Origin of the sequence: Kosakonia sp. MUSA4, from assembly GCF_013085925.1 — a bacterium.
GTDB classification, from domain to species: Bacteria; Pseudomonadota; Gammaproteobacteria; order Enterobacterales; family Enterobacteriaceae; genus Kosakonia; species Kosakonia sacchari_B.
Map to the genome: position 1 here is coordinate 2,513,669 of NZ_CP025697.1, position 24,092 is coordinate 2,537,760.

At 51.9% G+C, this 24,092-nt stretch carries 24 protein-coding genes; 4 read left to right on the plus strand and 20 right to left on the minus strand.

The annotated features are described in order from the left end of the window. Positions 1-8: 8 nt before the first annotated feature. Positions 9-3,056, minus strand: coding sequence for a formate dehydrogenase-N subunit alpha (fdnG, locus tag C0557_RS11920; protein WP_208658592.1), 3,048 nt, complete (start codon positions 3,054-3,056; stop codon positions 9-11). A gap of 221 nt (positions 3,057-3,277) precedes the next feature. On the opposite strand from fdnG, the gene yddG reads away from it, so the two are divergent. Continuing rightward, positions 3,278-4,171 carry an aromatic amino acid DMT transporter YddG gene (gene yddG / locus C0557_RS11925; RefSeq protein ID WP_208658593.1) on the plus strand — a complete coding sequence of 298 codons (894 nt, stop codon included), beginning with the start codon at positions 3,278-3,280 and terminating at the stop codon, positions 4,169-4,171. 11 nt (positions 4,172-4,182) lie between these two features. Here the strand turns inward: yddG and C0557_RS11930 are convergent, their stop codons facing one another. Continuing rightward, positions 4,183-5,670 (minus strand): SmvA family efflux MFS transporter, encoded by a 1,488-nt coding sequence (locus C0557_RS11930; protein WP_208658594.1) that lies wholly within the window; start codon positions 5,668-5,670, stop codon positions 4,183-4,185. Positions 5,671-5,789: 119 nt separating this feature from the next. Here C0557_RS11930 and C0557_RS11935 point away from each other — a divergent pair, with 119 nt between their 5' ends. Next, entirely contained in the window at positions 5,790-6,365 is a 576-nt protein-coding gene (locus C0557_RS11935) for a TetR family transcriptional regulator (protein ID WP_208658595.1), read from the plus strand. Here the strand turns inward: C0557_RS11935 and C0557_RS11940 are convergent. The 4 genes from C0557_RS11940 to C0557_RS11955 form a co-directional block, all read right to left on the minus strand. Next, positions 6,362-7,204, minus strand: a complete 843-nt coding sequence (locus C0557_RS11940; RefSeq protein ID WP_074776456.1) for an arylamine N-acetyltransferase — start codon at positions 7,202-7,204, stop codon at positions 6,362-6,364. The two genes, C0557_RS11935 and C0557_RS11940, sit on opposite strands and share 4 nt — an antisense overlap. 72 nt (positions 7,205-7,276) lie before the next feature. Beyond that, positions 7,277-8,932, minus strand: coding sequence for an iron ABC transporter permease (locus tag C0557_RS11945; RefSeq protein ID WP_208658596.1), 1,656 nt, complete (start codon positions 8,930-8,932; stop codon positions 7,277-7,279). A gap of 47 nt (positions 8,933-8,979) precedes the next feature. After that, positions 8,980-9,948 (minus strand): ABC transporter substrate-binding protein, encoded by a 969-nt coding sequence (locus C0557_RS11950; RefSeq protein ID WP_208658597.1) that lies wholly within the window; start codon positions 9,946-9,948, stop codon positions 8,980-8,982. Further along, a complete protein-coding gene (locus tag C0557_RS11955; protein WP_208658598.1) occupies positions 9,945-10,646 on the minus strand; it encodes an ABC transporter ATP-binding protein in 702 nt (233 codons plus the stop codon). Before C0557_RS11955 ends, C0557_RS11950 begins: the two co-directional genes overlap by 4 nt. A 236-nt stretch (positions 10,647-10,882) precedes the next feature. On the opposite strand from C0557_RS11955, the gene C0557_RS11960 reads away from it, so the two are divergent. Together C0557_RS11960 and C0557_RS11965 are read left to right on the plus strand one after the other, a co-directional pair. After that, entirely contained in the window at positions 10,883-12,661 is a 1,779-nt protein-coding gene (locus tag C0557_RS11960) for a sensor domain-containing diguanylate cyclase (protein ID WP_208658599.1), read from the plus strand. A gap of 81 nt (positions 12,662-12,742) precedes the next feature. After that, complete coding sequence (locus C0557_RS11965) at positions 12,743-13,315, plus strand: flavin reductase family protein (protein WP_208658600.1); 573 nt, start codon at positions 12,743-12,745, stop codon at positions 13,313-13,315. A 308-nt stretch (positions 13,316-13,623) separates the two neighbouring features. Here C0557_RS11965 and C0557_RS11970 read toward each other — a convergent pair whose 3' ends face one another. From C0557_RS11970 to C0557_RS12035, 14 genes are all read right to left on the minus strand, one after another. Further along, on the minus strand, positions 13,624-13,872 hold the full coding sequence (locus C0557_RS11970; protein ID WP_208658601.1) for a bacteriocin: 249 nt from the start codon (positions 13,870-13,872) through the stop codon (positions 13,624-13,626). A gap of 141 nt (positions 13,873-14,013) precedes the next feature. Continuing rightward, positions 14,014-14,250: a hypothetical protein gene (locus C0557_RS11975; protein WP_208658602.1), complete on the minus strand. Its 237-nt coding sequence runs from the start codon at positions 14,248-14,250 to the stop codon at positions 14,014-14,016. A gap of 121 nt (positions 14,251-14,371) precedes the next feature. After that, positions 14,372-14,608: a hypothetical protein gene (locus C0557_RS11980; protein ID WP_208658603.1), complete on the minus strand. Its 237-nt coding sequence runs from the start codon at positions 14,606-14,608 to the stop codon at positions 14,372-14,374. 136 nt (positions 14,609-14,744) lie between these two features. Then, positions 14,745-15,005: a hypothetical protein gene (locus tag C0557_RS11985; RefSeq protein ID WP_074776465.1), complete on the minus strand. Its 261-nt coding sequence runs from the start codon at positions 15,003-15,005 to the stop codon at positions 14,745-14,747. Between the two features lie 112 nt (positions 15,006-15,117). Continuing rightward, complete coding sequence (locus tag C0557_RS11990) at positions 15,118-15,357, minus strand: hypothetical protein (RefSeq protein ID WP_208658604.1); 240 nt, start codon at positions 15,355-15,357, stop codon at positions 15,118-15,120. Between the two features lie 418 nt (positions 15,358-15,775). Beyond that, positions 15,776-16,015, minus strand: a complete 240-nt coding sequence (locus tag C0557_RS11995; RefSeq protein ID WP_074776467.1) for a hypothetical protein — start codon at positions 16,013-16,015, stop codon at positions 15,776-15,778. Positions 16,016-16,339: 324 nt separating this feature from the next. Then, positions 16,340-16,588 carry a hypothetical protein gene (locus C0557_RS12000; protein ID WP_074776468.1) on the minus strand — a complete coding sequence of 83 codons (249 nt, stop codon included), beginning with the start codon at positions 16,586-16,588 and terminating at the stop codon, positions 16,340-16,342. 181 nt (positions 16,589-16,769) lie between these two features. After that, on the minus strand, positions 16,770-18,869 hold the full coding sequence (locus C0557_RS12005) for a peptidase domain-containing ABC transporter (RefSeq protein ID WP_208658605.1): 2,100 nt from the start codon (positions 18,867-18,869) through the stop codon (positions 16,770-16,772). After that, positions 18,862-20,136 (minus strand): HlyD family secretion protein, encoded by a 1,275-nt coding sequence (locus C0557_RS12010; RefSeq protein WP_074776470.1) that lies wholly within the window; start codon positions 20,134-20,136, stop codon positions 18,862-18,864. Before C0557_RS12010 ends, C0557_RS12005 begins: the two co-directional genes overlap by 8 nt. A 579-nt stretch (positions 20,137-20,715) precedes the next feature. Then, positions 20,716-20,946 (minus strand): tautomerase PptA, encoded by a 231-nt coding sequence (gene pptA / locus C0557_RS12015; protein WP_064566344.1) that lies wholly within the window; start codon positions 20,944-20,946, stop codon positions 20,716-20,718. A 59-nt stretch (positions 20,947-21,005) separates the two neighbouring features. Beyond that, positions 21,006-22,049, minus strand: a complete 1,044-nt coding sequence (locus C0557_RS12020; protein WP_208658606.1) for an acyltransferase — start codon at positions 22,047-22,049, stop codon at positions 21,006-21,008. Between the two features lie 11 nt (positions 22,050-22,060). Continuing rightward, positions 22,061-22,717 (minus strand): SGNH/GDSL hydrolase family protein, encoded by a 657-nt coding sequence (locus C0557_RS12025; RefSeq protein ID WP_208658607.1) that lies wholly within the window; start codon positions 22,715-22,717, stop codon positions 22,061-22,063. Between the two features lie 195 nt (positions 22,718-22,912). Further along, entirely contained in the window at positions 22,913-23,533 is a 621-nt protein-coding gene (locus tag C0557_RS12030) for a glutathione S-transferase family protein (protein ID WP_208658608.1), read from the minus strand. A 31-nt stretch (positions 23,534-23,564) separates the two neighbouring features. Beyond that, complete coding sequence (locus C0557_RS12035; protein WP_208658609.1) at positions 23,565-24,092, minus strand: shikimate kinase; 528 nt, start codon at positions 24,090-24,092, stop codon at positions 23,565-23,567.

Here is a 24,092-nt window from a genome sequence, read left to right on the forward strand (position 1 = left end):
TCGCTCCCTTACGCTTTCTCGATATTCACTAAAAACGCCTTATATTCCGGTGTTTGCGAGTTCGCATCGCCCACGTTCGGCGTCAGGGTATTGGCGATGTAGCCCTTTTGCGCAACCCCTTCAAAACCCCAGTGCAGCGGAATACCAATGGTTTCCACCGGCTGACCATGTACCTGCAACGTGCGCAGGCGGCGCGTGACAACCGCCACCGCGCGAATAAAGCCGCGCTTGCTGCTGACCCGAACGCGATCGCCGTTGCTGATACCTTTCGCCGCCGCCAGCGTTTCGCTGATTTCAACAAACTGCTGCGGCTGGGCAATCGCATTCAGGCGCGCATGTTTGGTCCAGGTGTGGAAATGTTCCGTCAGACGATACGTAGTTCCGACATACGGGAACTGCTCCTTTTTCCCCAGCCGTTTCACATCGTCCTGATAGATGCGTACGACCGGGCTGGAGACGACGTTCGGATGCAGCGGGTTGGTACCGAGCGGGGTTTCCATCGGTTCGTAATGTTCCGGGAACGGCCCTTCTGCCAGCTTATCGAGGGCGAACAGACGCCCCAGCCCTTCCTGCTGCATAATAAACGGCCCGGTATTGCTGCCCGGCGGCGCGGTGTTGAAATCCGGAATGTCGTTACCGACCCACTTCGTACCGTTCCACTGAATCAGCATCCTTTTCGCATCCCACGGTTTGCCCTGAACGTCAGCCGACGCGCGGTTGTAGAGCACGCGACGGTTGAGCGGCCAGGCCCATGCCCACCCCAGCGTATTACCCAGGCCGGAAGGATCGGCATTATCGCGGTTGGCCATCTGGTTACCCTGCTCTGTCCAGCTACCGCTGTAGATCCAGCAGGATGATGCCGTTGAGCCGTCGTCACGCAGCAGCGCAAAACTGTTCAGCAGTTGCCCTTTCTTCGCCAGCAGTTGCCCGTTGGCATCATAGAGATCCGCCAGCGCGTAACCGTTGTTCTCTTTCGCCACCTCTTCCGAATGCGGGTTGTGCGGCTGACTGTAGTTCCAGCTCATCTTCAGCAGCGGCTCTGCGCCTTTACCGCCTTCAGTGCGGTACATCTCACGCAGGCGGTGGTAAATCCCGGCGAGAATTTCACCGTCATTCAGCGCTTCACCCGGCGCATCCTGGCCCTTCCAGTGCCACTGTAACCAGCGACCGGAGTTGGCAATTGAGCCATCCTCTTCGGCGAAGCAGGTCGACGGCAAACGGAACACCTCCGTCGCAATGGTCGATGGATCGACATCATTCATCTCGCCGTGGTTCTGCCAGAAGTTAGCGGTTTCGGTCACCAGCGGATCGATTACCACCATGTACTTCAATTTGCCGAGCGTACTGACGACTTTGTTTTTGTCCGGGAACGAGGCCACCGGGTTAAAGCCCTGGCAGAGGTAGCCGGTCACCTCGCCTTTCGCCATCATATTGAAATACTTAATAACGTCGTAAGACTGATCCCACTTCGGCAGCCAGTCAAAGCCCCAGTTGTTCTCCTTCTGCGCCGCGTCGCCGTAGAACGATTTCATCAGGCTGACGAAGAACTTCGGATAATTGCTCCAGTAGTTAACCTGATCCGGCAACAGTGCTTTCGGCGTGTTGGCCGCCAGATACTGTTGCAAATCGACCTGTTTTTCCGAAGGCAGCGTCAGGTAGCCCGGCAGGCTGGTCGAGAGCAGCCCTAAATCCGTCAGCCCCTGAATGTTGGAGTGGCCGCGCAGCGCATTTACCCCGCCGCCCGCCATGCCCATATTGCCGAGCAGCAACTGGATCATCGCCATGGTGCGAATGTTCTGTGCGCCGACCGTATGTTGCGTCCAGCCGAGCGCGTACAGGAACGTGGTGGTTCTGTCTGCCGCGCTGGTTGAGGCCAGCACTTCACACACTTTCAGGAAGTCCGCTTTTGGTGTACCGCAAATGTTTTCGACGGTTTCCGGCGTATAGCGATCGACATGCTGTTTCAGCAGATTCCATACACAGCGCGGATGGCTGAGCGTGTCATCGCGTCTGGCATAGCCGTTCTCATCAAACTGATAGTTCCATGAGGTTTTATCGTACTGACGCTTCTCTTCGTCATAACCGCTGAACAGACCGTCTGCAAAGGCAAAATCGTCGCGCACCAGTAAGGCGGCATTGGTGTAGTGTTTGACGTATTCGGCGTTGATCTTGTTGTTTTCTATCAGGTAGCGCAGCACGCCAGAAAGGAAAGTAATATCCGTCCCGGAGCGTATTGGCGCGTAGATGTCCGCCACCGATGCCGTGCGCGTAAAGCGCGGATCGACAACGATCAGCGTGGCATCATTGTTATTTTTGGCTTCCATCGCCCAGCGGAAACCGACCGGGTGGGCTTCAGCGGCGTTACCGCCCATCACCATCACCACATTCGCGTTTTTGATATCAACCCAGTGGTTGGTCATCGCACCGCGACCAAATGTTGGAGCAAGACTTGCTACCGTTGGTCCGTGTCAGACGCGCGCCTGGTTATCTACCGCCAGCATGCCGAGGGAGCGCACAAATTTCTGTGTCAGCATGCCGGTCTCATTACTGGCCGCCGAAGCGCAAAGCATACCGGTGGAAAGCCAGCGATTGACTTTCACGCCCGCCGCGTTGTTTTCCACGAAATGCGCGTCGCGATCGTCTTTCATTAACCGGGCGATGCGGCTAAAAGCCTCGTCCCACGAGATGCGCTGCCACTTATCGGAGCCTGGCGCGCGGTATTCCGGGTAGCGCAGACGGTTTTCACTGTGTACGTAATCAAGCAGGCCAGCCCCTTTCGGGCATAACGCGCCGCGACTGACCGGATGATCCGGGTCGCCTTCAATGTGATAAATCGCTTCTTTGGCGTTCTTCGCGCCATCGCCCAGGCTATACATTAATAGCCCGCAACCCACGGAGCAGTATGTGCAGGAGTTTCGGATCTCTTTTGCGCGCAGTAATTTATAATTTCGCGCCTGAGCCAGCGCCATTTTCGGGGCGAACCCTAATGCGGCAACTGTGGTTCCGGCCATACCGCCCGCGCAGATTTTGAAAAATTGTCTGCGGCTGACGTCCATTGCTTTCCTCATTATTTGTCTTCGACTGCGGCGGGAAACTAAACATTCCCGCAGGCGAAATAATTGCGGTAAATCAATAACGCCGGATGGCTGACCCCTAATAGTCGCACTTATCGGATTTTATTAAGCCATAAGGAGTAGATGATACGGTGATGAATTCGCGCCAGGTCATTAATCCATGTTATAAGTTGAGGTTTTGTTTTCGCCGATAAAGTGCAGCAATGAACAGAAAACGTGCAACATTAATTGGTTTACTGGCGGTATTATTATGGAGCACCATGGTCGGTTTTATCCGCGCTGTCAGCGAAGGCCTGGGGCCGGTGGGTGGCGCAGCGCTGATCTATACCCTGAGCGGTATCCTGCTGATCTTCACCGTCGGGTTTCCCGATTTGCGCCGCTTCCCGCGCAAATATCTGCTGGTCGGCAGCCTGTTATTTGTCAGCTATGAACTCTGTCTTGCCCTGTCGTTGGGATTTGCCGCAACCCGCCAACAGGCAATCGAAGTGGGAATGGTCAATTATTTATGGCCGAGCCTGACCATTCTTTGCGCCATATTATTTAACGGACAAAAATCGACTTTCTGGGTTATTCCAGGGCTATTACTGGCTTTACTGGGTGTTTGTTGGGTGCTTGGCGGCGAGAACGGCCTGAATATTGCTGATATTCGCGAAAATATTATTTCCAGCCCGCTCAGCTATGCGCTGGCATTTGCCGGGGCATTTATCTGGGCGATTTATTGTACAGTAACGGCCAAATATGCGCGGGGCGCCAATGGTATCACGCTGTTTGTTCTTCTGACGGCGGCGACGCTATGGGTGAAATATAGCTTCTCACCGCAACCGGAAATGGTTTTCAGCCTGTCGGTAACGGTGAAATTAGTCATGACGGCGGTGGCGCTGGGCTTTGGTTATGCGTCATGGAATATCGGTATTCTGCACGGCAATGTCACGGTGCTGGCCGCCGCTTCCTACTTTACTCCGGTGCTCTCTTCGGCGCTGGCCGCCGTGATGCTGAACGCCCCGCTCTCTTTCTCCTTCTGGCAGGGCGCAGTGATGGTGTGCGGCGGGTCGCTGCTCTGCTGGTGGTCGACCCGCCAGATAGCCCGCACGGCGTAAGCGGGCAGCCGCTATTTATGCTTCACCTGCGCAAGGCTAAACCAGATGCCGACCGCCAGCAGCATGAGTAATGCGCCTGCGGTACTCAGCGCAACGCTGTGTGAACCGGTAAAGGCCGTTTTGGCGGCGCTAACGATTTGCTGCGCCAGTAGCGGTTGCGCATCCTGCGCCAGGCGAAACGCCTCGCCAATCGATGAGGACGCCTGAGCGGCCTGCGTGCTGCTCAGCCCTTGCGGTAACTGGATCGACGCGGCGAAACTGCGGCTCAGGATCAGGCCGAACACGGCGATCCCAAGACCTGCACCAAGTTCATAGGCCATCGACTCTATCGCTCCGGCGGCAGCCGCTTTCTCCGGCGGTGCTGCCGCCATAATCGCGGCGGTAGAGGCCAGCAGCGCACTGGCGGCGCTGAAGCCCAGCAGCGCCATCAGGCTTCCGGCCTGCCACGGTTGGGTGGCGAAATCGGTTACCGATAAGCCGAGAAAACTTAGCGCGCTGAGCGCCATGCCGCCGGTCGCCACGCGACGCAGGCCGAGTTTTGACACCAGCGCCCCGGCTATCGGCCCGCTAAATCCGCTGGCCAGCATCAGCGGCAGCATAAACATTCCGGCGGCGAAGGGCGTAAAGCCATGGACAAATTGCAGCTCCTGCGCCATCAGCAGTTCAAAACCGACCAGCGTTACCATGGCGGTAATCGCCATCAACGCGCCGGTCAAAATCACGCGATGGGTAAAGAGCCGCATATCGATCATCGGCGTGGCGGCGGCAAGCTGGATACGCACAAAACCGGTCAGCAGCGCAGTGCCGCTTATCAGCGTACCGGCAATAATCCACAGCGGTAACGTCCCTTTCATCGCCGTTTTGGCGCTCCACACCAGCAACAGGATGGCGACAATCAGCACCAACGCCTGGTTCAGATGCAGCGGCTGTTCGGCGCGCCCGGCCTGGCGCGGCACATAGCGGGCGGTCAGGATCATCACGCCGATCACAATCGGTACGTTGAGCAGAAAAACCGATCCCCAGTAGAAATGTTCCAGCAACATGCCGCCAATCAACGGCCCGAAAGCCGCGCCGCCAGAACCGATCGCCGCCCAGACGCCCAGCGCGGTATTGCGGTGCCGCGCTTGTGAAAAGGTGGTGCGAATACCGGCCAGTGTTGCCGGAACAATCATCGCCGCGCCGACGGCCAGCAGAGCGCGCGCGGCGATCAGTTCACTGGCGCTGGTGACCAGCGCGGCCAGCAGCGATGCGCCGCCAAACAGTGCGCTGCCGATGAGCAGCAAGCGTTTAAAGCCGATTTTGTCGCCCAGTGCACCCATCGGCAGCACCATGCCCGCCATCACCAGCGAGTAGATATCAATAATCCACAGCAGCTCATTCCCGCTGGCATTCAGCTCCGCGCTGAGCGTTGGCGCGGCAACATGCAGCACCGTCGCATCAATCGCTACCGGAATATAAACCAGCACAATAATGACCAACGTTAACCACTGACGAAACATAACTTCTCCGTAATTGTTCAATTCTGGACGCGCGTCCAGAAATGGCGATCCTACGCAATGTTGAACGCATGTCCAGCTTTTTGTTACACTCCGTTTCGCATCCATTGAACCGAGGTTATATGCGCTATTTAAACCGCGACGATCGCCGGGAAGTGATCCTCAAAGCCGCCATGCGCGTCGCGCTAGCGGAGGGATTTTCCGCCATGACAGTGCGCCGCATCGCCACCGAAGCCGGGGTGGCGACCGGGCAAGTTCACCACCATTTCGCGTCGGCAAATGCGTTAAAGGCGCAGGCTTTTATTCGTCTGATTGACGAACTGCTGAATGTGGAGCTGTTGCCTGCCACCGCGCCGTGGCGCGATCAACTGCACGCGATGCTGGGCAGCGATGAAGGCGGTTTTGAACCCTATGTGCATTTGTGGCGCGAGGCGCTGCTGCTGGCCAATAAAGATCCGGAGTTCAAAGGGGCTTATCTGACCACCCTCGAAATGTGGCATGTCAAAGTGGTTCACTTGATCAATCAGGGCCGCGTTGCGGGCGCGTTTTCCGATTGCGACAGCGCCGAAAATATCGCCTGGCGTTTGATTGCGCTGGTCTGCGGCATGGACGGGATTTGCATGCTGGGCATGCCAGATGTCGATGAAGCGGCCTTCAATCGCCATCTGGCGGTAATGATAGAAAAAGAGCTGTGTTAAGCGTGTTCACCGTGTAAGTCGAAACGGCTCATGACCTCTTCGAGTTGCCGGAGGCTGAAGCCATATTGCGGATCGCTGACGCCCAGCCCGAAACGTGTTTGCAAGGTTTCGTACAGCGCCGGAACATCCGCCAGCACTTTATCTTCCTCAACCTGCCCTTTATTCCAGTGCGTGAAGTGGAAATTGGTCAGCGTCAGCTTTTCGCCGTCCGGCAGATGACGGCACATCAACAGATGGTGGCGAAAATGCGATGCGGGCCAGTGGGCGGAGTGGAAATTACCCATCACGAAATCAGCCTGGTATTGCGGCCCGATTTCAAACTGATACATCGATTGCCAGCGCTGATGATGGCGGAACTGCAACACCCAGTCTTCACCTGCGCGTTGCAGCCGATAGAGACCGTGCGGCGTACCCTGCTCCACCTCCGCCAGCAGACGAATCGGCGCGGTCAGGGTTTGTCCGCCAAAACCGACATCTGCAATCCACTGTTCTCCCTCCAGGGTAACCAGCAGAACGCGATGGGTGCGCGGCGGCATCTGCGGCGGATTGGAAATGATCACCCGCCCTAACAGGCTGCGTACCGTAAAACCGATCTCTTTCAGCGCACGTTCAAATAGCCCGTTCTGCTCAAAGCAGTAGCCGCCGCGCCGGGCGACGACCAGCTTTTGAAAGAGGGCTTCATCGCTGAGTTCGATTTCGCGTGGCAAAACAACATCAAGGTTTTCAAAGGGGATGGCACCATTATGCTGCAAATGCAGCGCCCGCAGCGTTTCAAGTGAGACATCGGGCGTCAGATTCCAGCCAATCCTGGCCAGATAAGCGGTCAAAAAAGGGGTCATACAGGCTCCTTGTGCGTGATGTCCCTTTGTTATACCGTATTTTTTTGCGCCGACAGGCGATTTCGTGCCCTCTCAATGCTTTGTGTTGCGCTGCAGGAGCCACAGCGCGGTCAGCATTAACGCCAGCCCGACGATCAGCGTCAGCGTGGCCATTGCCATTCCTTGCCCTACCGAACCCTGCTCAAATTGCCGCCAGATAAACACTGCGACGGTTTGCGTTCCTGCGGGCGACAGCAGCAGCGATGTCACCAGTTCGCGTGAAGCAATGGCGAAGACCATCAGCATTGCTGCCAGCATCGCCGGGAAAATCAGCGGCAGCACAATCAGACGCAGCGCCTGAAATGCGCTGGCACCGTGTACACGCGCCGCCGGTTCGAGGTTACCGCCTAACTGACGCATGGCGCTGCCGATGTAGCGCACCGGCCACGGCAGCAGCAGACAACAATAAGAGATGAGTAAAATCCCCCAGGTGTTGTACGGCGAAACCGGCCAGAAACTGCGGTTCCACAATAAAATCAACCCGACGCCCACCACCACGCCGGGCAGTGCCGCAGGCATCAGCGACAGCGCATCGATCACCGCGCGCCCTTTTATCTTCTGCATCACCACCAGCCAGGCGGCGCACAGCCCGAGTAGCCCGGTGAGCAGCGCGGTTCCCAGCGCCAGCGATAAGCTGGTGCCGAGTGCAGGCAGCGCATCACCGCGCTGGGCGAAAAGCGCCGCAAAGTGTTTAATCGTCAGATTATCCAGCGTCAGCCCGCCGGAAAGCGTCGCGCTAAAACCGCTTAACGCCATCGACAGGCCCGGCAGCACCACGGCCAGAACCCCTACGCTACTCATCACCAGCAGTACCGGCAGCATAAAAAAGCCCAGCTTCGCCCCCACATGTTCGGTGGGTTTGCCGGAGACGCTGGTCACATCTTGATCGCCCGTCAACAAACGTTGCAGCCACCAGCCGCATAGCGCAATAGCGATCAGCATCACCGACAGGATCGCCGCGCCCGGTAAGTCGATCGGCCAGTCTGCCAGCTTCTCTTCGATGCCGACGGTTAACACCACCACGCCCGCACGGGAGCCAAGCGCCGCAGGAACGCCGTACTCTTCCACCGCGAGGGTAAACGCCAGCAACATCCCTGCCGCCAGCGCCGGAGAAAGTAACGGCAGCGTAATATGGCAAAACGCTTTCCACGGTGTGGCGCCATGAACGCGGGCGACTTGCGCCAGCCGCTGCCCGCTGGCCAGTAAACTGCGCGATACGGCAAAATAGACCACCGGGAAAATGTTCAGCGTCATGACCAGCACGATACCGGTTTTACTGAACAACACATTATTGAGATCGATCCCGGTAAGCTGCATCAGATAGCCCTGCGTTTGCAGGACCAGCATCCACGATAAGGCGGCAATATAAGGCGGCGTTAAAAACGGGATCAGAAACAGCAGATCCCAGGCTTTTGGCCACGGCAGATCAAACAGCCCGCGCGCCACGCCGAGCGGCAAGCCAATCACCACACTCAGCAGTGCTACGCCAGTGGCGATTTGCAGCGTGCCACCAAGCATCATTGGCAGCTGCGGTTCCGCCAGCAGGAGCGGAATACCGGAGAACGCGCCGCTAAAGATCCCGGCGCTAAACTGCGGAAACACCGCCTGCAAAAGAATAAACAGTAACGGTAGCGCAACCAGTATCACCAGCAGCCCTATCGTCACCCGCGCAATCAGTTTCTGGTTCACAGCAGGTATCCTGAAAGCGGGGTTGCCCCCGCTATAAATGGCGTGGATTACTTCGCAAACAGGGCGTTAAAACGCTTCAGAATATCGCCGCGCTCGCTGGTGCCGCTGCTTTGTGTCGGCAGAACCTTCAGTTCGGTAAACAGCGGGCGTTTTGCTTCCACGTCCGTACGCGCTGGCATCAACCAGGCATCGGCAACCATGGTCTGCCCTTCCGGCGACAGGACGTAATCGATAAATGCTTTTGCGTCATCGGCATGCTGGGTGGTTTTGAGGATCATCATCGGGCGCGGCGCAATCACCGTGCCGCTGGCCGGGAAGATCACTTTCAGCGATTCGCCCTGCGCGATATTGCCGTAAGTGACGTAATCAACCGCGCCGAAGACGGCGGCTTTTGCCCCCTGCATTACCGGCGTTACCGCCTGCGCGTTCGGGCCGCTGACCACCATGCCGTTGCTTTTCAGTTCATCAAACAGTTTCCAGGCTTTCTCACCCATGCCGTTTTGCAGACCGATCAGCAAATCCAGCGAGGCACCGGACAGCGCCGGATCGGGCGTGGTGACTTTATCTTTGAAGGCTGCTGATGTCAGATCCTGCCACTCTTTCGGTTCTGGCGTGCCGCTTTTGGTGTTCCAGACAATGCCCAACGCCGAGACACCCTGCGCCACATAATCTGCGCTTTTCAGCGCGGGCGGAACCTTATCCGCATTGGCGCTGGCAAACGGCAGCAACCAGCCACGATGATGCAGATCTTCCGCTGTGTCCCAGGAGGCTGAAATCAGAATATCGGCCTGTGGATTGGCCTGTTCAGCTTCCAGGCGCGCTATCACTTTGCCGGTGGTGGCCTGGAAAATGTTGACCTTCACGCCGGTTTTTTGCTCGAACCCGGTGGCCAGGCTTTTCGCCAGCGAGCCGGGGCCTGCGGTATAAACGGTCAGCGCGTGCGCGCTGGACATCATCATGGATGACAGCACCATGGCTAAAGCGACTCCTTTTTTCACGGACAGTAAGGCTTTCATGCGATTTCCCCTGAGGATGAAGTGATATTTCTGACGGATTCCACCTTTCCGGATGCTAAATGCACGATGCGATCGGCGAGCCATTCGGCTTCGCGGCGATCGTGCGTGACATAAACGGCCGTTGTTCCGAGCTGGCGCAGCAGGCGCGCCATTTCATGACACAGCGATTCGCGCAGTGCACTATCGAGATTGGAGAGCGGCTCATCGAACAGCAGCACGCCAGGTTCGGCGACTATCGCTCGCGCCAGCGCTACGCGCTGCTGCTGGCCGCCAGAAAGCCCAGCCGGTTTGCGCTGGGCTAACTCCGCCAGCCCGACCATACTGAGCACCTGCATGACGCGCTGTTCGCGTTCGCCACGCGGTACGTTGCGCATCTTCAGCGGAAAGGCGACGTTTTGCACCACGCTCATATGCGGCCACAGGGCGTAATCCTGGAAAACCATGCCGATATCGCGCGCTTCCGGCGGTAGCGACCAGCCTGCTTTCGCGACCAGGCGATCGCCAAACCAGATTTCACCTTCCGCCGGTTCACTCAACCCTGCCAGCAATCGCAACAGCGTGCTTTTGCCGCAGCCGGAAGGACCAAGTAGCGCAACGATGCTGCCAGGCTGGATATGCAAATCGATGTGATTAAGAACGGTATGTGTGCCGAAGGCGTAGGAAACACCTTGCAGCCGAATGTCAGTGAATGCGAACATCAGCGCCCTCCGCAGCGGGAAGCCGTGATCCACCCGTGGTTTTCAGCCAACGGGGCGCATCCACCTGCACAAAAGTCAGGGGAGCAAACATCTTGTTATCCTCTTTGGGATTTGATGCGGCTGACTATAGGCAGGGATTATGACGAAGAAATGACGTCATTATTGCGCGTTGATTTTTAACCGAATGTCTAAACTGAAAGGCATAACATCTACACTGTCTTTAAAAAGGGTTTCTCGTGCGTATCGCAACGATCACTAATTATGCTTACATCGCGACAGTGGTACTGACATTAACCTCCGGCGTTGCGCTGTTTATGGCTTCAGGCGCCGAACACAGCGAGCGCGACACCGTGGCGCAAAGCCGGACGTTTGATACCTTGATCGACGATCTGGAGAGAGAAGCTTTTGCACTCAGTGATATGGCGCGCGATGCGGTAATCAAGTTTACACCGGAAACGGTACAGAGCTGGAAAACCCGACGTGAACAGGATATTGACCTGGAAAACCGCCTGGTTGCCCTGCGTGACAGCGGCGCATCCGATGAAGAAATTCTGATTCTGCGGGACGGGCTTACCACCCTTGACCAGCTTGAAGAGGAACAGAATATTGCCATTGAGAATGTGCAGGCGGGCAAAAATACAGAGGGTGTGAATCTGTTGTTCAGCGGCGGCTACGAAGAAAAGCTCGAAGAGGCCGAATACCGTTTTGCCCATTTTCGCAGCCTGGTGGATCAGCGCACACAGGCTGCCATCAAAGAAGCGACAACACTCTCGCTGCGTCTGCGTACCTTATCAGAAGTGATGGTCGGTGTGACCGCGTTGCTGTTCTTGTTTGTGCTCGGTTTTATTATCAAACACCGTATTCTGCGCCCGGTGGTGACGCTCAGTGATGTGGTGAACCGTCTGGCGACACAGGATTACAACGTTGAAGCGCCGGTGCTGGCGCAGGTTGATGAGATTGGCGATATGGCGCAGGCGATCCGCATTTTCCGTGAAAATGGCCTTGCCAGACAGCGGCTTGAGCAGGAACGCGACAAGGAATGGGCTACGCGCACCCTGCTGGCGCGCATGACTCAACGTTTGCAGGGTTGCGATACACACAGCGCCATTTTCCGTGTGGTTGACCGTTTTGCGCCGCAAATCATCCCGGAAATGGGCGGCCGGCTTTATGTGCTGAATACGCGGACTAACCGTATGAAATGCGTGGTGCGCTGGGGGCTGCCGCCCGGCGAGGATGCTCCCTTCTCGCCGGAATATTGCTGGGCGCTGAAACGCGGGCAACTGCACAGCCCTGCCAAAGATACCGTGGATATGCCGTGCGAACATGTTTTGCCGGAATTGGCGTCGCGGGCGATCTGCGTGCCGCTCAATGCGCAAAATAAGAGCATTGGCTTACTGACCTTTGATAACTACACACCGGGTAAAGAGCCGCCATACGCTTATCTGGAGTTGCTGGCGGAAACGCTGGCGCTGGCGTTAGCTAACCAGATCCTGCGCGATACACTGACAGAAAGAGCGACGTATGATCCGCTGACTGGCCTGCGCAACCGCTACAGCCTGGAAGAGACGTTGCGGAACATGATCGATCAGGCGATGGTGGAGAACAGTGCGCTCAGTTGCCTGATGCTCGATGTGGATTACTTCAAAAAGCTCAACGATCAGTACGGTCACGAAGCGGGTGATAAAGTGTTGCGCGAAATGGCGAAACTGATTACCGAAACGCTGGATGAGAACAGTATCGCGTTCCGCTATGGCGGCGAGGAATTTCTGATTATTTTGCCGGGCATCGATGAAGCGCACGCGAAAATTGTTGCCGAAGCGCTGCTGCATAATGTGTTAAACCACCACATGCTGTATGAATCGCAGGATATTGGCCCGGTTTCAGTCTCTATTGGGCTGGCCACCTGGCCGCGCCATGCACGGGCCGATAACCTGGTGCGCGCCGCCGATCTGGCGCTCTATATGGCGAAAGAACAAGGGCGCGGGAAGATTGTCGTGGCCAAAAGTGCCGGATAGTCCTTTTCCCTTGCTCTGCGCTTGCTTTGGGTGGCAGAACAGTCATTTAATGCTGGAAAATCATGCACAAAGGAGCTGCTTATGAGCTATTTTCGTCCGGTGGCATTAGAACACGCCAGCCGCCTGTTAAATCATGGTCCGACGATTTTGATTACCAGCCGTGATGAGCAGATCGATCGTCGTAATGTGATGGCGGCAGCCTGGTCGATGCCGGTGGAGTTTTCCCCGCCGCGTATCGCGATTGTGGTGGATAAAAGCGCCTGGTCACGCGAGTTGATTGAGCGTAGCGGCATGTTCGGCATTGTGGTGCCCAGTGTAGCTGCGACTAACTGGAGTTACGCGGTCGGCAGTATTACCGGGCGCGATGAAGATAAATTCAACTGCTATGGGATCCCGGCGTTTGCCGGCCCGGTGCTCGGGCTGCCGGTGATTGAGGAGAAATGTCTGGCGTGGATGGAGTGTCGTCTGTTGCCGCCCACCGCTGCGCAAGAGAAATATGACACGCTGTTTGGCGAAGTGGTTTCTGCGGCTGCTGACGAACGGACTTTTATCAACGGACGCTGGCAGTTTGATGACGACAAACTGAATACCATTCATCATCTGGGCGGCGGTAATTTTGTCGCCAGCGGCAAACGCATTACCGTCGGCGAATAAGCTGGCGGTTACTGCGGTAGCGCTTCGCTCCAGTTTATTGCCAGTTGCGGCCACGCGGCATTTCATCGGTTGGCCAGATCGGGAAATCTATTGTGGAAGCAAATGCGATATGAGTGATAAAGAAGATGGCGAGTGCAGCAGTTTTGGGGGATCCGGAACATAAGTCTCTCCTTGAGGAAAAGGTTTATGTACCATTGCGCTATCGAGATGCACCACAAAACAGCGCTTTATTTTTCTCAAAAAAGTGGCATTTATCATCAATGCCACTTAAATAAATCAATATAAAAGCGAAGACGGATTGCTAATGATTACTTCTTGGAACCAAAATCGGCGTTCAATTGATTGCCAATAAACTCAACAACCTTTGCCAGCATGCCACCCACGCCTTGTGCAACAGCATTCAGTACTGGCGTAATGATCGGAGATAATACGTTATAAATGGTGCCGCCAATCGCGTTGCGCACCGGTTCAAACATGTTTCCCACTACGCCCAGAACAGAGCCGAACAGACCCGCACCGGAAACAGCCTGCATTTCATTTTTAGTTAATTCTTTCACAAAAATTCCTTACATTCTAAAACAAGCTGGAGCGCTAGCCCCAGCCTGGACGGCCGTCAGTGATATTTCAGAGAAATGCCACCGACAGTCAGTTAATTAAAAATGGAGATACTTTTCTGTCAGAAACTATTGGCAGATTAATTACGCTTTGGAGCCAAACAGGCCGCTGAACAGGTTTTTAACAACGTTAAAACCGGATTCAACGAAACCAGCAACAGCCTGGCAAGTCTTACGGCCCATATCAGCAAAAGTGGTTTTGTCGCCACCCATGATGGCGTCAACAATACCGCCCAGAGCGCCACCGATCATACCAGCGGTATTAGACAGTAAACCTGCGCCAGAAACAGCCATCATTTCATTAGTGTTCAGTACTTTCATGATATTTCCTTATATTTAAAAAAACGGAGCATTCACCCCGGGGTTATTTCCCATCGGTGGTTTTCCTGTTGGAATTCCACCGATGGGAGAATGACTACAGATGGAGTTACGTATTCGTTAATTACGCTTTGGAGCCAAACAGGCCGCCGAACAAATTTTTAACGATACCAAAGCCAGATTCGATAAAGCCGGCAACAGCCTGGCAAGTTTTACGGCTCAGATCGGCAAAAGTGGTTTTATCGCTGCCCAGGATAGCGTCAACAACACCACCCAGAGCGCCACCGATCATGCCAGCAGTATTAGACAGAAAACCCGCGCCGGAAACGGCCATCATTTCGTTATTGTTAAGCTCTTTCATAAAAATTCCTTTTTGTTTAAGGAGGCAGAATAATCACTCTACCCATGAAAACCAGTAGTGTTATCCCGGCAGGAATATCACTCTCAGTCAGTAAATAAAAAATAGAATCCGTTATCTTTCAGGAATGCCTGACAGATTACTGATCTTTCGAACCAAACATCCCGAGAATCCCGCCGAACAGACCGTTAACAGCGTTTTTTACCATGCCGAAACCAGATTCAACGACGCCAGCGACGCTTTCGCAAATGCTACGGCCGGCATCAGAGAACGTGGTTTTTTTACCACCCAGGAAAAGGTCAACGATACCGCCCAGGCCACCACCAAATGCACCTGCGGCATTTGATAAGAAGCCAGCACCAGAAACGGCCATCATTTCGTTATTGTTAAGCTCTTTCATAAATACTCCTTGGTATTGTAATAAATCGAAGGGAAACTCCGATTCAGAGATCAAAAGTGTTACTCGACATGTGTTAACACCCGATCGGTTAATCAAAAATATTTTAGAATTATTATCCGTTATTTCGGCTTAATAAATTACCCAGTACAACACCAAATATTCCCAGAGGGTTTTCAGCTATTGCACCGATAAATCGACCAATAGTACGACAAGCGTCAGTCACGAGTGTGCTTTCACCAGGGATAATAGCATCAAGGATACTACCGATACCTGCGCCGACCATGCTACCTGCAGTCGATAAAATGCCAGAGCCTGAAACCTCTTGCATTTCAATTACGTTGAGTTCTTTCATGATTATCATCCTTAATCTTACTGCACTTTATAATATGCAACAGGAATTTATAGAATTAATTCCATGCTGCGCATGAAAGTTATTTATAAAAATGTTTTAAACTCTGTTTTATTCGTTGAGTAAAGTATCTCCTAAAACACTTCGCTCTGTCTATAAAGAGCGAGAGATATTATTCCTAAAACAGCACGCCGAAATTATAGTGAGAATTGAAAATCAGGCTCGACTGGTAAATATCGTTAGTCATATTGTATGGAAAAAGAAAAATTAACATGATGCACACAGCGAGCGCAGATAGCGCGTTATTTAGGTTGATCAGAGAAGAGGCTGTACGGTCAGATAAAAAATAAGTGATATTCCGGCTGGAATATCACTTATGAGAAGAGCTACCAGAGTATTAATAAATGATACTTAGCGGAGATTAGTCGCTTTTTTTACCGAACAGACCGCCGAAGAAAGAGGTAACTGCATTGATGCCGGCTTCAACAATACCGCCAATGCCTTTACCAATGTTACGGCCTGCATCAGCTGCTGCGGTGTTTTTGCTACCCAGAGCCAGATCAACGATAGCACCGATACCGCGACCGAGCATGCCAGCGGTATCAGCTAAAAAACCAGCGCCAGAAACTTCTTTCATTTCTACAGTATTGAGTTCTTTCATGACTATTATCCTTAATATTTACTTATTGATTGCAAAACGGTAATCAAAATAATTACCGCCCCATCTCTTACGTTATTATTTCTAATAACGAAAACGTTATACTGACTTGTTAAGTAGAATTATCTGCTGAAGTCATTTTTCTGTCCAGAGATCGTAAGCGATAAATTTCCTAAAAAATATCATCAAAAAATCACAGATTTATTTATAAGAGAAAAGATGTTTTGCACTTCATAAATAAAAAAGTGGCATCCCATAAGGAATGCCACTAAACATAACAATCAAATAATAACTAATGGCGCTTAGCTATCAAAGGGTATTAATAACTTATTTTTTCTTGCCGAACAGGCCGCCGAAGATGCTGTTGAAGATAGAGTTAATAACACCGAAACCAGATTCAACGATACCAGCGATGCCTTCAGCCATAGAACGACCTGCATCCGCTGCTGCTGTACTTTTACCGCCCAGAGCCATATCAACAATAGCGCCGATACCGCTGCCGAGCAGACCAGCCGCATCTGACAGCAGACCAGCACCAGAAACTTCACGCATTTCAATAGAGTTAAGTTCTTTCATGAATATTATCCTTAATATTTTACTGCATTTTAGTTAATTGCATTTTTAACTTGTTGTCTCTTGAACAGGTACTCTTTATAACCTGTGAAGAAATTATCTATTATATGCCGCTTTATCGTCCAGAAATAATTTGGAATATTATTCCTAAAGTAAAAAAGCGGCATACAGGACGTTCATGAAATTACAAATTGATAACGCGATCCGCTGTTGCAATAGTTGTTGCACGGTGTGCGATAATAACGCGAGTAATATTCAACTGTTTAATAGCGGTATTTACGCAGGCTTCGCTTTCATGATCCAGCGCACTGGTCGCTTCATCCATAAAGAGCAACCCAGGCTTGCGATAAAGCGCGCGCGCAATAAATACGCGCTGCTTCTGGCCGCCGGATAGCCCCTCGCCCAGCTCGCCAATTAGCGTTTCATAACCCATTGGCATAGCGAGGATAACATCATGGATATGGCTTGCTTTGGCGCACTCCACCATCCACTCCTCATCCGCATGTTCAGCAAATCCGCAGATATTTTCCCGCAAAGAACCGGCGAACAGCTTGTCATCCTGTAGCACGCAGCCAATCATTTTGTGGTAGTTATTTATGCCGAGTTGTTTGATATCCATACCATCAACCAGCACTTTACCCGCATCGGGTTCAAACAGGCCGCAAAGCACTTTCATTAATGTCGTCTTTCCGGCACCGGAAGCGCCGACCAGCGCGACGCTTTCACCCGGCTCAATTCGCAGCGCCAGATCATTAAATATCGGCGCCGACTGGCTGTCGTAACGGTAACTAAGCCCGGTGGTTTCAAGGCCAAGAGGACGCATTTCCGCAGCTGCCGGTAAATCCGGTTTTCTCGGCTCACGTTCGTGCAAAGCGATATCGGAAATACGTTCGTTATGCAAACTCATCATTCGCAGTTGCAGTAAGAAATCAACCAGCGAACCGACACGATCCGAGAACTGGCTACGGAAGGCGCCAAAAGCGACAAACATACCGATGGTCATCTGATTGTCGATCACCAGACTGGTGCCGAGCCACAAAATCGCGACCTGATCGCAGGCGGCAATAAACGTATTCAGGCCGTTAAAAAAGAGATCCAGACGGGTAAGTTTAATCCCGGTGTTGATGGTATCGACCTGCAAATTTAGCCAGTGAGTACCACGACGCTCGCTCATATCCTGCATTTTTACCGTCGCGATACCGTACAGCGTCTCCATAAAATAGGAGCTGGCGCGCGCGCCTCTGACCAGGCGTTCTTCAGAGAGTTGGCGATAGTAGTTATACGTCAACAGACGGATCAGCACATAAACCGCGGTAAACCCAAGCACCACCCACGTCAGCCAGCCGCCGTACAACACCAGCATTATCAATACGCCAACCACCATGATGCCGTCCATGATGGCGCCGACGACGCTGCTGGTAAAGGTTTCACGCAGTGTATCCAGCGAGCCGAAACGGGATTGAATATCCCCCATTTTGCGCCGTTCAAAATAGCCCAGCGGCAGTTTAATCAGATGCCGGAATAAGCCCGATTGCCACTGCACATTAATGAGCGTTGACATCACCAGCGATGTCCAGGCGCGCAGCATGCTGACAGAGGCCCGCAACAGAATAAAGAAAAACAGCCCGATGCAGATGAGCGACAGCAAACCGCGATCGCCCGCCGGAATAGCATGGTCCATGACCAGCTGCGTGCCCACCGGCAGTACAAGGTTGATCGCTTCAATGACGATAGAAAGACAAAAGATCTTTGCCAGCGTGGCTTTAATCCCGTGAACGCTACCAATCAGCGAGCGCAGACGTACGCGATTTTTTACTTTTTCCTGGGTAAATTCACTGCCCGGCATGGCTTCCAGCGCGACGCCGGTAAAGTATTGCGACATCTCAGCCTGGCCGACGGTTCTGCGTCCGCGCGCCGGATCGTTAATCACATACTTGTTGCCTTTGACGGCGACCAGCACCACAAAGTGGTTGAAATCCCAGTGCAGGACGCAAGGGGTTTTCAGCAACTTCAACTCATGCATATCCAGCGATAACGCGCGGGTCGCAAGGCCAAGCTGGCCTGCAATTTCATTCAACCCAATCAGCGTGGTTCCCCTTGCTGAGAGGTTAAATTGCTGGCGCAGGCTTATTAGGTCAATATTTTTGCCATAGTGGCCACAGATCATGGCCAGGCTCGCCAGACCACACTCCGAGGATTCGGTCTGGTGTACCATCGGAACGCGTCGGAACCAGCTTAAATCCAGCTTGCCGAGCAGCGCGGTAAATAGGCTTTTATTACTCATTTACAGGTCCTGTTGCGCTGTGCTTCATGTCGTAGAACGGGGAAAGCATCCATTGATAAATTCTTCTTTTTTCGAGAAACAGCGTGCTCTGCGCCTTCATACCATTTTCCAGAGAAATACGTTTTCCGTCGTACTCCACCACTTCGCGATCGGGTTTAATAACGACTTTGTAATAAGGGATCGAGGTGCCCTGGAGGTTTTTCGGCGCGCCAGGATAAGTCATCATTTCCTGCGTTGAAGCCGGTGTTTTAGATATCTGACTGATGGTTGCCGAGAACTGGCCGAATTTTTCGGCAGGAAACGCTTCATAACGGAGATTGACCTTGTCGCCGACGGCGATATACGGCGTCGCATCGTTTGGCACCCAGGCCACCAATAAATAGTGATCGATAGATTCGGGGATAATCTGCAACAGGCTGTCGCCAGTATTCACCATTTGCCCGGCGGTGACGCTCAGGGAGTCGATTTTGCCGTCAGACGTTGCGCGTACAATCACATCGCCGCTGATATCGGCGTTCAGACGCTCTTTCTGCAGGTCGTAACGCTGAAGTTCCATCTGGTAAATACGGTTGTCGAAATCTGCCGCCTGCGTCTGAATTTCACTCTCGAGGCTGGTCACTTGCAGCGCATTTTGTTCACTCTGGCTGCGCAGACCTAACAGATCATTCTGCTGTTGATAATAAAGCGTCACATGGTTCGTCAGTTGATCCTTGGTGATAAGACCTCGGGCCTGATAACGACGATAATTTTCCATGTTCTCTTTCATCAACTTAACGCCCTCTTCTGCCCGGCGAATAACGTCGGTCGAAAATTTAAGCGCTTCGCTATATTGCTGCCTTTGCTTCTCAAGCGTTTTCAGCGTGGCGTTTTTACTCTCCTGCAACCCGGCGATAATATTTTCTACGCGGGTGATTTGTTGCTCGATGTCATTGCGCTGATTGTCACTGACCACGCCGCTATGAGTGCTTCGGCTGACATCAATCAGGTAGACCGGATCGCCTTTTTTTATTTTTTGCCCTTCGGTAACGTAGGATTTAACAATAAACCCCTGAGCATTTGAATAAATATTGACCGGGCGCGGCCAGGTGGTTATTTCTCCACTGACATTTACCCTGCGCATATATGTGCCATCAATTACAAAGGTCAGAAAAGCGGCCAAAAAGCAGACGCAGAACATAATAATTAACCAGAGCGGGACGCCAGGCAGTAGAATTGCGCGTCCGCGCCATCTCATTTTTCGGTTTTCAAGTGCTTCCTTTCTAAACATTACCCCCCTCCTTAGTGGGATATTTTATCGGGTCTTATTTAGCGGCTGTTTATCACTAAATAAAAATACATTCACAAAGAAAATAATTACGTGACATTGTTTTAACAAAAACAATCACATGCAATATTCGACATTAATAATATTGAAGGTGGCAAACACAATTTAAATGATAACAGATATTGGTCGAATTTTATTGGCCGGTAAAGTATGTGAACAGCAAATACAAATGCTCAATATATGTTTTGCGCCATAGTCATTATAAAGTTAATCAACCAGGCATAGATTCAGGGGAACTTTATATTTTTGATGGAAAACTTGCAAATATGAAAGTTCCTAAATTACTGAAAGGCGTAATAAAATAAAGGCGAGGTGTATAATGAAAATGGGTATTAATAAAAAACGTGAATACATATAAATAATGCGCCAGCACGGGCATATTTTCATCAGGAATGAGGAGTATGTAGATATCCCGCGGGTTATCATCGGTGGAGTATTATACAAAAATGCAATAATCGAAATGGAGATAACTCGCTGATGGTTACTAAAAAAGCCCACACCGAGGTGTGGGCAGCCGGGGATTTACATACTGTAGCCCGGTTTTTTGATCAGTTGCTCCATTTGCGGCGCAATTTCCGTATCCCAGACCTGCGCTTTCCACTCTTCCGGTGCGAACTCATTCAGCGCAACGCTGATTGAACTCTCTTTGCTGTTCAGATGACGAATAATCACTCCGGCGATATCCTCCGCCAGCGCAGTTTTCTGCTCATCGCTCAGATCGCGGGGAAAACATTTGATATCAACGTGCGGCATAGCAAACTCCTTGTTTTCAAGAGAGTGTCACAGTAGCACAACGCGTTCGCACTGACTTATCAAAGTGTGACCAGTCTGGCGGTCACCCGGGTGCGCCTGAGCAGCCTACAGAGGCCGTAGGAAAGAAGAAAAGCCAGTAACGAATAGAGCAAAATATAGAGATATGTGTCCGTTATCCCTGTCATACGCAACAGCTTTTCATGAATAAATGCATTATGTATCTCGATAACAAAAATATTATGCACGAGGTAAATTCCCAGCACGTTTTCACTGAGGCTATTCACCCAGGTTGGTGCGGTATTGATGTTTAAATTGGTCATAAAAACAAACAGACCTACAGCCGCCGCGAGTAACAACAGGTTGTAAAACTTTCCGTAGAAAATAGCAATCCCGGCGTGGGATGAAATAAGTGAGAGAGCAATTAAAGCAGCGATAGCCGCGAACAATGCCGCTAAATGTGCGATGCCGAATGGTCTGAGGCTGGGTTTTACCAATCCGAGATAACCGCCAATCAAAAAACAGATTAACCCTTCAGGTTGAAACGGTATCAGCAAGTTGAACGGAAAAATGGCAAAGGAAAAGTATGCCCCGGTCAATGCGTTCACTAACGTCAGGTTAGAAATCACCACCATCAAAATGAGGATTTTCAGGATCTCTGCGGCGTGCTCCTTTTTAAATGAATATCGAAATAGCGGCGTAAACACGTAGAGCGGAATGACGGCAAAGATAAACCACAGCGGTGTGGCTTCTGTGTTTGCATTACTGACATTGAGATAGTTGAGGAAACCAATGTCCGGAATATTGGTAAATCGACTGATAAACTCATTGTCATAAACGTAATAAAAAACCAGCCAAAAAACCAGAACCCCAACAATGCCTTTGATTTTGCCAATGACATAGTTCGCCTGGTTTTCATGTTTGTTATTTAATAAGAAGTAACCACTGCACACGAAAAATAGCGATACGCCAAGTAATCCTGCCTGCCTTAAAAAACATAATATGACATCATTACCACTGCGATTGAGAAAATAGAGGGTGGTGTGTGCCATAACCACGAAGAAAATCGACAATATCTTCAGAATATCAATGGTTGCAATCCGCATTGCTGGCTCTCCTAAAGCGATAAGATAAAATGCGTGATTTTACTCGCTAACCTTTCCATGCCTAATTTTGAGGGGTGCAACCCGTCGGAAACCGTTCCAGCGGTGTTGCTGGTCATAATATTCATGTTGAGTTCGTTAAAGCCGGAATTCTTTTGTAAATCCAGATAAGGGATGGAGTATTGCTCGCACATCTCACGGCAAACCTGGCAGTAATCGGTAAGATAATATCCTTTGGCATTTTTTTGATCTCTGCCTCGTGCAAAGGAAACCGGCGTGGTAACGACGAATCCGACGCGTGCCAACGGATATTTCTTGATAACGCCAGCGAGTAATAAATTCATCGCACCATAAAATGTCAATGGCGTATTATCTTTGCTTTTTCCTATTTCTGTGCCGCCCTCAGAACCGAAGTTAAAACCAAAGTCATTTCCTCCGCCCCAGATGGTAATCAGATCGGGGTTCTCCCCCATATTGCTATACCGTAAACACATCGCGGTATTATCATGCTCGTTTTTCTGTGTAATACAGGTTCCACCAATACCATAGTTTGTCCACTCAGCAAGCCCCAGATTTTTGGCGACAATAGGTTGATACCATCCGCGCTCTGTTATGCTATCACCCAGCGTAAACCAGGAACCACCGATTAAATACGAATGAATATATTCCATTATCATCATCTCGTTAACGTTAATATGATATTTTCATCTTTTATTGTCACTCGACAATATTACCTGCGGACGTCGTCCTGGTAAGAGTTGTCTCATAGAAAAGAGGCGATATCAAATTATTTCTCGCCCCTTATTTTATATACCTTTTCAATTTATATGATGCTCTAAGAATATTTAAATACCCGGCAATAACCGTTACGTCAGGACTTTATTATTTCGCAATACCTCCTGAAGGACTGGCACACGACAAACCGCATCGGCAATGGCGCTGAATTTCGGCGTATGTTCCTTAAACCACGCATGGCGCGGTCCCCAGGTTCGCATCACGCAGATATAGATATCGAGCAGCGTTAATGCTTCGCCAAACGCGTACGGCGCGGCTTTTAGCTGACTCTCCAGCCACAAATAGAGCGATTTACGGTATGCCTTGCAGTTCTCCTGTAGTTGTTCCGGCGCGGCGCTGGCCCAGCGTTCCGGGTAATCAGCATAGGTAAATGTGGGATAAACATTGGCGACCAGCCATACCAGTAATCGCCAGAACTGTTGCCTTTCCGGCGTGCCGACGGGCGGCGCTAAATCCGGGCGCTGGTCGAGGATCATCAACGCCACAGCGGCCGATTCGGTCATAATGCTGCCGTCGTCAAGCTGCAGCGTCGGCACCTGGCCCAGCGGGTTAAGTTTTTTCAACATCTCTTGCTGTGCGCCAGGCTGGTCAAAGCCGTCGACGTTGACAAAGCGATAAGGGATTTCCGCCAGCGTCAACATCACTTCACTTAGCGCCGATCCCCAGCCGGGGACACCATAAACAGTGATCATAAGGGCTCCTTACAGAGGATAAGCCCTAATTTTAGGTCAGAGTGGCGAGAAATTCGTCAGCCTGCTGCGGGCTGGTAAGACGCACAAAACGCAGATGCTGGTAGCGCGGGTCAGCCATATCCTGCGCATAACGCAGGCGATTCGCGCGCCAGGTTTTTATCGTCCAGATAATAATCGACTCGCGGCTGAAGAATGAACGGCGGAAACTTTCACAGTTTCCGGTGCCTGGCCATAGCTCCTGTTTGTGCCAGGCCCGGCGTGCGGCGCGCAGCACGGCCTGACGCAACGTGCGCCAGAAACCGTAATCAACCCACACAACAAGATCGACATGCCGCCATTTTATATCCCGGCTGCGATTGTAGTTGCCATCGAGTACCCAGCCCGGTTGCGCCAGTAACTGTTCAAGGCGGGAATACAGCTCCTCATCCGGCGTTCCCTGCCAGTTGGCCCGCCAGTAAAGTTTGTCCATTTCGATATAGGGTAAATTAAGCTTTGCGGCAAGACGTTTCGCCAGCGTTGATTTTCCGCTGCCGCTGGTACCGATGACATTAATTTTCAT